At 70.6% G+C, this 12,179-nt stretch carries 12 protein-coding genes; 7 read left to right on the plus strand and 5 right to left on the minus strand.

Annotated features, from left to right (window positions below):
• The first annotated feature begins 11 nt into the window (after window positions 1–11).
• Window positions 12–1,280: a hypothetical protein gene (locus ABH941_RS17275; protein ID WP_370130152.1), complete on the plus strand. Its 1,269-nt coding sequence runs from the start codon at window positions 12–14 to the stop codon at window positions 1,278–1,280.
• 95 nt (window positions 1,281–1,375) lie between these two features.
• Here ABH941_RS17275 and ABH941_RS17280 read toward each other — a convergent pair whose 3' ends face one another.
• Entirely contained in the window at window positions 1,376–1,699 is a 324-nt protein-coding gene (locus tag ABH941_RS17280; RefSeq protein WP_370130153.1) for a putative quinol monooxygenase, read from the minus strand.
• 148 nt (window positions 1,700–1,847) lie between these two features.
• On the opposite strand from ABH941_RS17280, the gene ABH941_RS17285 reads away from it, so the two are divergent.
• Together ABH941_RS17285 and ABH941_RS17290 are read left to right on the plus strand one after the other, a co-directional pair.
• Entirely contained in the window at window positions 1,848–2,681 is an 834-nt protein-coding gene (locus ABH941_RS17285; RefSeq protein WP_370130154.1) for a helix-turn-helix transcriptional regulator, read from the plus strand.
• Between the two features lie 148 nt (window positions 2,682–2,829).
• Complete coding sequence (locus ABH941_RS17290; RefSeq protein WP_370130155.1) at window positions 2,830–3,522, plus strand: SDR family NAD(P)-dependent oxidoreductase; 693 nt, start codon at window positions 2,830–2,832, stop codon at window positions 3,520–3,522.
• 22 nt (window positions 3,523–3,544) lie between these two features.
• On the opposite strand, the gene ABH941_RS17295 is transcribed toward ABH941_RS17290, so the two are convergent.
• Window positions 3,545–5,062 carry a helix-turn-helix domain-containing protein gene (locus tag ABH941_RS17295; protein WP_370130156.1) on the minus strand — a complete coding sequence of 506 codons (1,518 nt, stop codon included), beginning with the start codon at window positions 5,060–5,062 and terminating at the stop codon, window positions 3,545–3,547.
• Between the two features lie 257 nt (window positions 5,063–5,319).
• On the minus strand, window positions 5,320–7,224 hold the full coding sequence (locus ABH941_RS17300) for an ArnT family glycosyltransferase (protein WP_370130157.1): 1,905 nt from the start codon (window positions 7,222–7,224) through the stop codon (window positions 5,320–5,322).
• 266 nt (window positions 7,225–7,490) lie between these two features.
• On the opposite strand from ABH941_RS17300, the gene ABH941_RS17305 reads away from it, so the two are divergent.
• Entirely contained in the window at window positions 7,491–8,786 is a 1,296-nt protein-coding gene (locus ABH941_RS17305; protein WP_370130158.1) for a glycosyltransferase 87 family protein, read from the plus strand.
• Between the two features lie 29 nt (window positions 8,787–8,815).
• On the opposite strand, the gene ABH941_RS17310 is transcribed toward ABH941_RS17305, so the two are convergent.
• Window positions 8,816–9,487 (minus strand): ScbR family autoregulator-binding transcription factor, encoded by a 672-nt coding sequence (locus tag ABH941_RS17310; protein ID WP_370130159.1) that lies wholly within the window; start codon window positions 9,485–9,487, stop codon window positions 8,816–8,818.
• Window positions 9,488–9,610: 123 nt separating this feature from the next.
• Between ABH941_RS17310 and ABH941_RS17315 the strand changes: the two genes are divergently transcribed.
• From ABH941_RS17315 to ABH941_RS17325, 3 genes are all read left to right on the plus strand, one after another.
• Window positions 9,611–10,597: a ScbA/BarX family gamma-butyrolactone biosynthesis protein gene (locus ABH941_RS17315; protein ID WP_370130160.1), complete on the plus strand. Its 987-nt coding sequence runs from the start codon at window positions 9,611–9,613 to the stop codon at window positions 10,595–10,597.
• Between the two features lie 110 nt (window positions 10,598–10,707).
• A complete protein-coding gene (locus ABH941_RS17320) occupies window positions 10,708–11,016 on the plus strand; it encodes a hypothetical protein (RefSeq protein ID WP_370130161.1) in 309 nt (102 codons plus the stop codon).
• Between the two features lie 57 nt (window positions 11,017–11,073).
• On the plus strand, window positions 11,074–11,799 hold the full coding sequence (locus ABH941_RS17325) for an MgtC/SapB family protein (protein WP_370130163.1): 726 nt from the start codon (window positions 11,074–11,076) through the stop codon (window positions 11,797–11,799).
• 46 nt (window positions 11,800–11,845) lie between these two features.
• On the opposite strand, the gene ABH941_RS17330 is transcribed toward ABH941_RS17325, so the two are convergent.
• Window positions 11,846–12,076, minus strand: a complete 231-nt coding sequence (locus ABH941_RS17330) for a hypothetical protein (protein WP_370130164.1) — start codon at window positions 12,074–12,076, stop codon at window positions 11,846–11,848.
• Window positions 12,077–12,179: the final 103 nt, after the last annotated feature.

Consider the following 12,179-nt stretch of genomic DNA (forward strand, 5'->3'; position numbering starts at 1 on the left):
GGACCTGCGCAATGCCCAGCAACATGAGCAGTGACAGCAGCGTGTTCACGCCCACCGAAAGGCCAGTCCTCCGCAAGCGGGGGCTGCAGTTCGGCGGTCCGCTGCTCGCCGCGTGTGTCGGCTCCTGGCCACGCCGAACCGCTGTGCTGGCAGCCGCGTTCGGCTTGCTCGCGGCGACAGCCGATGCGGTGAGCGCGCACGCCGACGGGCATCTCGCACCGGTCGGGATCGTCAGCGCGACCGGCAGGGAACAGGCTGCCGTCCTCACTGAGATGCACGTCACCGGGCACATCGACATCGCCGGCTACCGGTACTACCAAGGCACCATCGCCGGGCAACCGGTCGTGGACGTGGCGGGCGGGGAGAAGGACGAGAGCGCCGAACTCGCGACCTGGCTGCTCGACACGGTCTTCCACCCGCGCGCGACCCTGTTCTCAGGCACGGCCGGGGCGCAGAACGCCGCGATCAACGTCGGAGACGTCACCCTGGCGGGATATGTCGTCGACAAGTCCGACATCCACTACCAGACCGGCGGCTACCAGACCGCCTACAGCGGCATCGAGATCCACAACGTCGGCGATTCCAACATCGCCGGCGCCATGATAAACGACTACGGGGACCAGTACCCGACCCCGTCCAACGCCTCGACGTACAAAGCGACCACCGACAAGAACTGGGTCTTCGTCTCCGCCTTCGCGGGCAGCAGGCAGCTGGTGACCACCGCCGCGAAGACGGCCCTGGGCAGCACCAGCGTGGCCGACGCCACCGGCGACGCGAAGGCGACGGGCACGGTGGCGAACAAGGTCGTGGTCGGGGCGATCGGCGCGGCCAACGTCTGGACCGAGCCGCTCAGTTGGATCGAGGCGCAGAACATGCTCTTCCAGACCGACGCCGAGGAGAACGAGGGCAGCGGCTTCGCCTACGCGAACGCCGCCGCCGGCGTGCCGTGGACGCTCGTCCGTGGAATCTCGGACACGCCCTGGTACCCGGACGCCTACGACCCGGCCCTCGCCTCCGCGAACGCCGCCAGGACGGTCGCGTACCTCGTCGCACACCTTCCCGGCAAGGTCACCCACACCCCCGTCACAACCGCGGACCTGTCGCCGCTCGCCAACGCACGCAAGGCCGGCTACCTCATCGCGGACCAGGCGTACTTCACCGTCTCCCCCGTCACCAAGGTCGGCTACACCACCGCGAACGGCAGCAGCAAGTCACTGACCGGCTCCGCCCTCGCATCGCTCGCCTCCGAGTACACCCTCGGAGCAGTGCACCTCAAGTAGGCACGCGACCGGCCCCGGCATCCGCCCCGCGCCTGCTGCCTGGGGCCGGCGGCTGGTTCGAGGTGGCCGGCCGGGGCCCAGGTGCCGGGGTGGCCCTACCGCGCCGGGCGGAAGGGCTGCAGGAAACGGATCCCGTCCTCGATGCTGCCGTCCATCAGATCCAGCAGCTGGGGCACCAGTTCCTGCATGCGGGGTGCGTGGAGGTGGCCGTCGAGGGCGGCGCGGTTCTGCCAGCGCTCGAAGATGACGAATGTGCCCGGCTGCCCTTCGACCTCGTGGGCCTCGTAGTCGATGTTGCCCGCGTCGAAGCGTGACGCGGTGACGGCTTCGGTCATGAACGCCTTCATGTCGGCTTCCCTGCCGGGCTTGGCCCTGGCTTCCCACAGGACGGTGACGTACTGGTTCGATGTGGCGGTCATGCCGGCTCCTTCTGGCTTCGAACAGCATCCGTTGTGCGCTGCCCATGCCCTCGATGCTGAGGCCCGCGCGGAGGCGGCGGGAGCCACGGTGCGTCGTGGTACAGCGCGTACCACCCAGTGGCGCGGCAGGTGCGGGATCATGGTGTCCATGGATGAACTCGGTGCCGCGCTGCGGGCCTGGAGGGACCGGCTGGAGCCGGAAGCGGTGGGTTTCGCGCACGGCTCACCCCGCCGTGTCCCGGGTCTGCGACGCGCGGAGTTGGCGGCGCTGGCCGACATCTCGGTCGAATACGTGGTCCGGCTCGAGCAGGGGCGGGTGGCGACACCTTCGGCGCAGGTCTGCGCCGCTCTGGCCCGCGCCCTGCAGTTGTCCGACGACGAACACGCCCACCTCCTGCGTATGGCGGGCCACGCCGCGGACCCGGGCCGGGTTCCGCGGATCATCCCGGGGAGTCTGTACCGGATCGTCGACCAGTTGGCCGGCAACCCACTGGCGATCTACGACGCCACCTGGCAGCTGCTGCACTGGAATCCGCTGTTCGCGGCCACGTTCGGCGATCCCACGGTTCGCAGCGTCGGCGATCGCAACGTCCTGGTCTGGCAGTTTCTGGGCGAGCTGCCACGAGTGCGGCAGAGTGCGGCCGAGCGGGAGGCGTTCGAGGAGTCCCTCGTCGCCGATCTACGTGCGACGACGAGCCGATACCCCCATGATCCCGACCTCGCGACACTGATCACGAGGTTGAACCGCAGCTCACGGTTCTGCCTGCTGTGGAGCCGCCGATCGGTGGGCGGCCACCAGAGTTCGCAGAAGCTCGTGCAGCACCCGGACGTCGGAGACCTCGCCCTGAACTCGGACGTCCTGACCACCCAGGACATGGACCTGCGCCTGGTGATCTACACACCGCAGCCGAACACCGACGCGCGCAGCAAACTCGAACTGCTTGCCGCCATAGGCGTCCAACGGATGTCTCCGCAGGTCTGAGAACCCGGCCCACCGCGCTCGCGACGGGCCGCTGCGTGGTACGCGCTGTACCAGGAAGTCCGGTAGCTCCCTCCGCCGCTTGCGGTGGCTCAGCATCGAGTGTGGGAACAGCGCACAACGATGCTGTCAGGAGCCAGGAGGAATCAGCATGACCACCACGTTCATCACCGGAGCCAACAAGTCTCTCGGCTTCGAGACCGCTCGACGCCTGGTCGAGGCGGGACACACCGTCCTGATCGGCGCCCGCGACTCCGAGCGCGGCCGGACTGCGGCCCAGTCACTCGGCGCCAGGTTCGTCCGGATCGACGTGACCGACGACGCCTCGGTCCAGGCTGCGGCCGCCGACATCGCCGCGCACGAGGGAAAGATCGACGTCCTGGTCAACAACGCCGGCGTGCTCGGACCAGTCGGCCCGGTCGAGGAGTACACCGCGGCCGACATGGGCGCCGTCCTCGATGTCAACGTCCTGGGGATCGTGCGCGTCACGCACGCGTTCCTCCCGCTGCTGCGCAAGTCGTCGAACGCCGTCATCGTCAACGTCTCCAGCGGGATGGGCTCCTTCGCCATGACCCAGGACCCGACGCGGATCGAGTCGCAGTACGCCCTGCCCCTCTACGCCGCCTCGAAGGCCGCGGTCACGATGCTCACCACGCAGTACGCCAGGGAGCTCAAGGACGTGAAGGTCAACGCCGCCGACCCCGGACAGACCGCGACCGACTTCACCGGCGGCCTCGGACACAGCGTCGCCGAAGGCGCCACGTCCATCGTGACCCTCGCGACGATCGGCCCGGACGGGCCGACGGGACAGTTCATCGACCGGTCCGGGAACCTCCCCTGGTGACCACCGGTTCCAACTGCGGAGATCACTGCACCGAGGTCCGCTCGGCCTCGGCCAGCTCGATGGCCCGCCGGGCGAGCCACAGGTCGTGGACGGCGCTGGGAGACCGCAGCAGTGAGCGTTCGAGCAGTGCCTCACTGCGTGTCAGACGCTTGCGTACGGCGGAGACCGAGACGGACAGCGCAGCCGCGGTGGGACCGATGCGCGCGTCGAGGCGCAGCCAAGTGGTGAGTGTCTCGGCGATGGAGGCTGGAACGTCGGGCGCGCTCACCGGACGGAGCTGCCGTCGAGCCCAGGCCACGACCCGTGGCAGCACCAGGAGTTCGTCCAGGCTGGGCGCCGACCCCGCCCCGGTGGCGTCGTGCTCCGGCGGGGGCGGGATTTCTGTGGCGGTCGCGCGCAGAGCGAGTGCCAGTGCGGCTTGGTCGGCGAGCCGCCGCAGGTCCAGGCCCAGCAGCTCCTGGATGCAGGTCAGGCGTCCACTCAGGGTGTTGCGGTGAATCTTCAGGTGGGCCGTCGCGTGGGAGTGGAAGCTGAGCCAGGACGCGGCGGTGGCCAGCAGTTCCGTACTGTCGGGGTCCTGGGGACGTCTGGCCCGGTGGGCGCGGATCGGTGCGAGGAAGTCCTCGGCCCAGGCCACCGCGGCAGGCCCGATGGTCAGGGCCAGGTCGGGGTCGGCCGCGAACGAGGACCGCCGGTCGCAGCGGTCGCGCGCGGCGGCGAGGGCGTGGAACGCCTGGGCGTAGCCGGTGGCGGTGTCGCGCAGGGGCAGGGCGTTGCTGACTCCGATCCAGCAGGCGGCCTCCAGTTCGGGGGGCCAGACCCAGGTCGGGGCGCCGTCGGCGGGCGCGAGCATGAGGATGTGGTCGGCGTACACCGGACACGGCACGATCCACGCGCCCTCGGCGACCTGGGCCAGTTCCTCGACCATCCGGGCACGCACCCCGGGCGGTCCCTCGATGACGTACATCCTCGCCGTCGCGGGCAGAGCCGGTCGCAGCGCCCCCGCGACCTGGCGCGCGACGGATGTCTGACCGTTCATCAGCAGATGCAGGACTGCTTCGCGGTTCTGGGCATCTGCGATCCGCAGCCGACGCTGTTGCTGCCGGGTGTGCTCCGCCGGCCAGGTCAGACTCAGCACGGAGGTGGCATCCGCGAGCAGGACCGGAAGTTCTGGTGCTGTCGGTCGGGACGTCACAGCGACGAGAAAGGGCGCCCGGCTGCCCCGCGACCCGTCGAGAGGAAGGACGATGCAGGTGAGCCCGCCCTGGTCGATGACCACGGACCCCCGCCCACGCACAGCCATCTCTCGCACTCCGCACAGAGCCAGAGCGTGCTCGACCTCGCCGAGAAGGGCCTGTGCCGGGTGGGTCAGCGCACCTGCGGAGTTCATCAGAAAGACGTCGGCACCGGAGCGGGCCGCCAGCCAGCTGAGCACCGGTGCGGTGCCGCCCCCGCGCGCGGCGCGCTGTATGTCCAGCACGTCGTCGGCCCGTCGGATCCGTCCGACGGTCGCCGTGTCCGCTGGCCGACCACCGTGCACGCCGCTCCCTCACATCGACAGTCGAAGTCCGTTCGACCGGAGAGTATCCAGGTGGTGACAGGTACACAATGTGCTCGCTGTGCGGTTCGACACCGGCGGGACCGCTTCACCGTGCAGCGAGGCACTTCGCACCGCCCGCAGCTGACGTAGGTTCTGCAACGACGACACGCGCCGCCTTCACCTGGCTGTGCAGATTGCCGAGACCGGGCACGACCGGGACTGATCACCGCCCGTGCCCCGCCAGCGGTCCGGGTCCCTCACTGGGGAGGGGACCCGGACCCAGGGCTGACCCGCTGTTCCGCGCCGCCGCACATGTAGAGCTTTCCCAGGCCCTTCGCCTGGCCCTGCACCGGTGCGCAGTTGGTCCGTACCCAGGCGCTGATCTCCACGGCCGCGCTGTTCCCGGTGTGGACCTTGGCCGGTACGAGCGCGTAGCGCACCTGGCCCGCGGTCACGTACCGCTGGAACTGGGCGAGCGTGGTGGAGGGCACCAGCCCGGAGTAGCCGCCGAGAGGCAGTACGGAGGCGTCCTTGGCCAGGATGTACGGGGTGGCGGCGCTCCAGGACCAGGTCGCCATGAGGTACTTCGCCCCCTGGCGGTGTGCCGTCAGGTAGGCGTAGAGCCTGCGTTGCTCCTTGTCGAGCTTTCCGGAGACACCGCTGACGCTCTTGCCGTCGCGCAGTCCAGCGGCGCCGACGGTACCCAGCCAGGAGTGGCCGTAGCGGGTCTGGAAGACCGAGGCGGACCAGGCGGCGGGCGTCAGCAGCATGGCGACCAGCCCGAGCGCGGCTCCCGCCGCCACCAGCCGTCCATTCTTGCCGAACAGCAGCAGCGCGATCGCCGCACCGGCGAGGACCATCGCGGTCGGCGCCGCCCAGATGAGGTAGAGCGGGTAACGCATGGACTGAACCAGCGCCCACACCGCCGTGGTGCCGATCGCCGTGGGAAGCGCCCAGGCGTGTCGACCGCCCGCGCGAAAGGCCCGCCAGAACGCCGCGAGACCGGCGCCGGTCAGCGCGGCGAGAGGCGGGGCCAGTACGCCGAGGTAGTAGGTGTGGCCGTTGACGCTCCCCGTGCTGAGCACCAGGGTGAACACGGCCAGCCAGCCGCCCCAGAGCAGATAGCCGGACCGGCCCCGGTCGGTGCGGGGACGGCCGCGCCGCCACAGCAGTCCGCAGCAGAGCGACAGCAGGGCGACCGGGTAGAGCCAGGCGATCTGGGTCCCGAACTCGCCCCAGAAGAGTCTGAACGGCCCGCCGTCGGAGCCGGCCGAGCCCGACTGCGCGGCCACGGTGCCGATCTGCGCGGTGCTCACACCGATCCCCTGGAAGCGGGTCAGGAAGTTGTATCCGAAGACCATGCTGAAGACGGAGTTGCCGGTGGTGCCGTCGATATAGGGCCGGTCCGCAGCGGGGGTGAGCGCGACCACCGTGATGTAGGACAGCGAGACCGTCAGCGCCACCGCGGCTGCCGTCCCCGCGCGTACCAGTCGGGTGCGCAGCGCCACCGGGGCCGCGTACAGGTACACCAGGCCCAGCACCGGCAGTACCGCCCACGCCTCGACCATCTTCGCCTGGAAGGCCAGCCCCACCCAGGCCGCCGCTGCCAGCAGATGTCGCAGCCGCCCGTCCGTCACCGCCCGCTGGGTGGCGTCGGCAGCGAGCAGAAGCAGCAGCGTGAACAGCGCGTCCTCGGTGACCGTGCGGAACAGTCCGGCAACGATCGGCGTGAGCGCGAACGCGGAGGCGGCCAGCAGCGCGGCGTTCGCCCCCGTCCAGCGGCGCACCGCCCGGTAGAGCACCAGGATGCTCAGCACACCCTCGATCGCCTGCGGCAGCAGCAGCGTCCAGGTGTGGAAGCCCAGCACCCGGGCGGCAAGGGCCTGCGGCCACAGGTAGCCGGGGAGCTTGTCCACGGTGATCGTGGCGGCCGGGTCGAAGGAGCCGTAGAAGAACGCCTTCCAGCTCCCCGCCATGCTGCGCACCGCGTCGGCATAGAAGGCGTGGTAACGGGCGTTTTCCCAGTCCCAGCAGAACGCGACGGCGGCGACCGCCGCGATGAGCAGCAGGGCCGGTCGGGCGTGGCGGGGCCGGGCGGGGCCGCGGGTCGCCAGGGAGGGCTCCCTCCCAGGGGCGGTTGGGGTGGTGAGAGTGGGGGCCATGCCAGCCATGGTGTGTCACGGAGCTGTGCAAGGAGGTGAGGAGGTGGCGGCAGGTGTGAGCGGGTTCTCATGTCCGGGCGATCAGCCGACCGGACCTCGACCGCCACGAGGCGCTCGCCTGCAGGCACGTCCCTACTCTTCTGACCTGTGCTTTTCCTGGCTCCTCACCGGAAAGGAACAGGCGGGGGCGGTATTCGTGAAATCTGATTCAAAGGGTAAGAGACTCTCTTCCTCGGCGCGGAAATCGGGTGGCACACTCACGCGCCATGACCGCGATTCCACAGAGCACCCTTCCCCGCTCCCTTTCCCAGAAACCGGTGCCCCGGAAGGCCGGCTTGTTCGCGGGGCAGGAGCGGTGGCTGACCCTGGGCGCCGCGGTGTTCGCGCTGGTCTCGGCCCTCGCTGTGCTGGCCCAGTGGCGGATTCACGGTTACCCCTTGGTGGACATGGTGGTGTACCGGGCGGAGGGCCGCAGCGTCCTCGACCACACCAGCCTGTACGGCATGCGCGTCGCGCCGTGGCATCTGGCCGCGACCTACCCTCCGTTCGCGGCGCTGCTCTTCGTCCCGGCGGCCTGGCTGCCGGTCTCGGTCATGCGCTGGATCGTCATGGGCGAAAACCTGATGCTGGTGGGCGTACTCGCCTGTCTCTCCTGCCGCCTGGCCGCCTGGCCGCGCCCGAGGCTACGGCCGGCGGTGGCCCTCCTCTCCGCTGGGGCCGGCCTGTGGCTGGAGCCTATCTGGACCACGTTGAAGTACGGCCAGATCAACCTGCTGCTGGTGGTCCTGGTGCTGTGGGACCTGCTGCGCCCGGACGACCGGCGCAGCAAGGGTGTCGCGATCGGTATCGCGATCGGAATCAAGCTCACCCCCGGCGTCTTCGCGGTCCATCTCCTACTGACCCGCCGTATCCGGGCCGGCCTCGTCGCGCTGGCCACCTCGCTGGTCACCGTCCTGCTCGGCTATGTGGCGCTGCCCGGTGCCTCGTTCGACTTCTGGACGAAGGACCTCTACGACACCGGTCGCGTGGGCAGGACCTGGATCGTCGACAACCAGTCCCTGAGCGGCCTGGTAGCGCGGCTCCTGCACACCCCTCAGCCGGGCCTGCCGGCGACGATCGCCGCCGTGGTGGTAGGCGTGACCGGCCTCGCTGTGGCTGCTTTCACGGCTCGAAGGGCAGCGGATCCGCAGCGTGCCGGGGCATGGGGCATCATCCTCTGCGCGGTCACCGGGCTCCTCGCCTCGCCGATCAGTTGGACCCACCACTGGGTCTGGTGCCTGCCGCTGCTGGTGCTGCTGTCCGCGGAAGCGGCACGCGAGGCACGGGCCGCCAGGGGGCAGCGCCGCCTGGGATGGCGCATCACAGCCGTCGCCGTCTGGATCGCGTTCGCCTCCAAGGCCATGTGGCGGGTCAACGGCAGGCATATGGCCGACCTGCACCTGCCCTACTGGAAGATGCTGTGCGCGGACATCTACCCGCTGCTGGGACTGGCACTGCTGGCTGTCGCCGCCGCACGCCTGCTGGGCCATGGCAGCGCCGTGAACCTCGAAGGACCTCGGTGACGCGCCTCGGTTTCTCCGCACCTGGCCGTTCAGAGTCGGGAGGGGCGCCGGTCCTGGGTGGTGCCGGTGGGTCCGGGGCGGGTGCGGCAGGAGTCGATCAGTCCTGGCAGCTCACTGAACTGATACTGCGTCAATCCGGGCAGCAGCAGCAGCCACAGGGCGTCCAGGCGTTGTTCGACGAGCTTGCGCCGGTCCATGACGTCGGAGACCGAGTGGACGCCGAACAGGGCGCACACCACCGTTTCGGCCGCCTCCGCCAGGTCGAGTCCGGTGCGCAGCGATCCCTCGGTCTCGGCCTGCCCCAGCAGGTCGGTCACGACGGTGATCCAGCCGACGAACGGTTTCGGCAGCCCGGCGTCGATGGACCGGCGTTCGCTCCACAGCCGGCCCCCGGCCCGCACGATCACGTCGTCGCGGAAGGCGCGCACCACCGCGTAGCTGAGCGTCAGCAGCCGCTGCAGCGCCGGCACCGGCAGTTCCTGTGCCCAGTGCACCATGGGCTGCCAGGCGGCGAAGTGCGCCTCGACGACGGCGGCGGCCAGTTCGTCCTTGCTGGCGAAGTGGAAGTACAGCGCGCCGCTGGTGCACTGCGCCTGACGGGCGATCGCGTTGACACTGGTGACGGCATAGCCCTTGGCATCGAACAGTTCCGCTGCCGAGCGCAGGATCAGCTCCCGGGTGCTCTGCGCACGTTCCTGCACTCGCGCTCCTTGTCTGGGCCGTGCGGTGCGCGGAAGCCCGAGAACTCCACGATAGCGTGCGCGGGAACCCGGATGGAGCAGGCCGATGCGCCGTACCGGCGCCGGGTTCCTACAGTGTCGCGCATGGGACCCAGTGAACCCGGCCCGCCTTCCGGCCCGGCAGGCCCGCATGTCGCGTCGGGGGTGCCGGTGACCCGGCAGCAGGTCCACCGCGCGGCCGACGCGGAGGTCCTGATCACCGCCCGGGCGCGGGCCGGTTCGCACCGTTTTCGCTGCACGGCCCGCTGGCCCAGCGGCCACCGCACCGCAGTCGGGGGCCGGCACAGCTCGCTGCTGGTGGCCGAGTCGATCCGGCAGGCCTGTCTCTGCCTGGCCCAGGGCTACTTCGACGTCCCCGGCGACACCCGGTTCGTCATCAAGTCCCTGGCCTTCACCATCGATCCGGGCCGGGAGCCGGCCGCCCGCGGTGCGGCCACCGACCTGGTGATGGACGTGGACGTCGGCGACCTGCGCCACGACCCGGCCACCGGACAGCTGGTGGCCCTGACCATGCGGGCCGCCTACCGCACCGCTGACGACGCCGAGGTCTTCGCGACCGCCGCGGGCACCGCGCGGCTGTTCACCCCCGAGCAGTACACCGCAGTGCGCGCCGCACCCAGGGACCTCCGGCCCATGGCAGCCACCGCCGGCCTGCTGCGGCGCCCCACCCCGGGCCAGGTCGCGGTGGCGCGCACCGCCGATGTGGTCATCGCCGAGGCCGCCGACGGACGCTGGCTCATCGCGCCGGCCGATCCCCAGCACCCCTTCTTCTTCGACCACCCCGCCGACCACCTGCCCGGCATGCTGCTGCTGGAGGCCGCGCGCCAGCACGCCCTGCTCCAGCTGGCCGACCCGCGGCTGCGGCTGACGGGGATGCAGATGCGCCCGCTGGCGTTCACCGAGCACCAACCGCCCGCCTACCTCCAGGCCGCGGCTCCCCGACCCGGCACCCCCCACCTGTTCCGGATCGAACAGGGGAGCGCCCGCGTGCTGGAAGGCACGTTCGACTTCGCCGCAGCGCCACCCGAAGGGGTGAAAAGCGCGTCCGCCCGGCGTATCGAAGGAACATAGCGAGCATGATGTTTATGGGTCGGCTTCGTCCCTCCGTCCTCCCTCCCGGACGGAGCCACCCCCTGACTCCAACCCCCAACCGCCCGCACGCGCCGCCAAAGGGGCCCAGCATGGCAGCCCGCATCGAAGCATACGGCAAGCGAGCCGATCTCTGGCTCGACTCCTCCTACATCACCATCGCCTACCACCGGCTCGGCCGAGCCGACAGCGGGCACCACCGCATCCCCCTCGCCCATGTCACCGGGATCCGCTGGTGCCCGGCCAGCGCCCTGGTCCCCGGCTTCATCCAGTTCACCGTGGCCGGCGTCGGCGCCGACAATACGTCCGTGACCTTCACCCGTGCCCAGCAACCCGAGTTCGCCGCCCTCAAAGCCGCCGTCGAACAGGCCATCCCCACCCACCACACCAACGCCGCATAGCAGCCCGTCCCCGCGCGCCTCACCCCCGGCTGCCCGGATCCTCGCCATCATCGACCTGTGACCACCTTCGACTTCCTGATCCGACTGGCCACCGGAGCGGGCTGCGGTGCCGTGATCGGCGTCGAACGCCAGTGGCGCGCCCGGATGGCGGGCCTGCGCACCAACGCCCTGGTCGCCACCGGGGCCACCCTGTTCGTGCTCTACGGGGACAGCACCGGAAGCCTGGACAACGCCACCCGCATCGCCGCCTACGTCGTCTCCGGCATCGGCTTCCTGGGCGGTGGCGTGATTCTGCGGGACGGCGCCTCCGTACGCGGCCTGAACACCGCGGCCACACTCTGGTGCTCCGCCGCGACCGGTGTCATGGCCGCCGGCGGCCACCTGGTCCTCGCCTGGATCGGCGCCGCCGCCGTGCTCACCATCCACCTGGTGCTGCGCCCGGCCGGACGGCTGATCGACCGCGTCCCGCAGGACGACCCCGACACCGAGGGCACCGGGGCCACCGTCCACCTGGTGTGCGAGCGCAAGGCCGAGACACACGTCCGCGCCCTGCTGCTGCAGGCCCTCGCCGGCAGCGGCCTGACCTCCACCGGACCGCGGGCCACCCGCGAGGGCGAGGACACCACCAGCCTGCGCGCGACGGTCGACGTCAGCGGGGACCCGGCCCGCGCCCTGGAGCAGCTCATCGCCCGCCTGTCCCTGGAGCCCGGCATCCGCGACCTGCACTGGCACCTGGACGACGGCGACGACTCCACCCGCCCCGGACGCCCCGCGCTGGCCTGAACGGACTGGCCGGCTACTCCTGCAGGCACGGGTCGTCGATGCGCCGTCAGCCAGGCACCACGGGGCCCGGCGCGGCGGCGGAGAGCCGACAGTCGTAGCGGTAGAGCCCGGCCCTGACCAGGCGCGCGTTCAAGGCGGCGACCGAGCGCGGCGCCAGGACGGACAGGTCCGTGTCCTCCAGCGCGTGGATGGACTCGCAGACCTCCCACCGGGTTCGGTAGTCGTCGGAGGCGGCCAGGCCGACAGAAACGCACGCCGCACGGCGGGAGTGGGTCACGGCGGATCAACCGCTGAACACCCTTGCGCGAAACGGTTCTTCAACGTCATTCGCCGTAGCGGGGTACGCGAGTACCGTGCAGGTGACTCCGGCAGGCAGAGCC

Source organism: Streptacidiphilus sp. EB103A, from assembly GCF_041261405.1.
In the GTDB taxonomy this organism is placed as follows: Bacteria; Actinomycetota; Actinomycetes; order Streptomycetales; family Streptomycetaceae; genus Streptacidiphilus.

Excerpts from the sequence above, each read along its gene's own strand:
- ABH941_RS17275 (WP_370130152.1), top strand. The coding sequence starts at position 12 with ATGCCCAGCAACATGAGCAGTGACAGCAGCGTGTTCACGCCCACCGAA.
- ABH941_RS17280 (WP_370130153.1), bottom strand. The coding sequence starts at position 1,699 with ATGACCGCCACATCGAACCAGTACGTCACCGTCCTGTGGGAAGCCAGG.
- ABH941_RS17285 (WP_370130154.1), top strand. The coding sequence starts at position 1,848 with ATGGATGAACTCGGTGCCGCGCTGCGGGCCTGGAGGGACCGGCTGGAG.
- ABH941_RS17290 (WP_370130155.1), top strand. The coding sequence starts at position 2,830 with ATGACCACCACGTTCATCACCGGAGCCAACAAGTCTCTCGGCTTCGAG.
- ABH941_RS17300 (WP_370130157.1), bottom strand. The coding sequence starts at position 7,224 with ATGGCCCCCACTCTCACCACCCCAACCGCCCCTGGGAGGGAGCCCTCC.
- ABH941_RS17305 (WP_370130158.1), top strand. The coding sequence starts at position 7,491 with ATGACCGCGATTCCACAGAGCACCCTTCCCCGCTCCCTTTCCCAGAAA.
- ABH941_RS17315 (WP_370130160.1), top strand. The coding sequence starts at position 9,611 with ATGGGACCCAGTGAACCCGGCCCGCCTTCCGGCCCGGCAGGCCCGCAT.
- ABH941_RS17320 (WP_370130161.1), top strand. The coding sequence starts at position 10,708 with ATGGCAGCCCGCATCGAAGCATACGGCAAGCGAGCCGATCTCTGGCTC.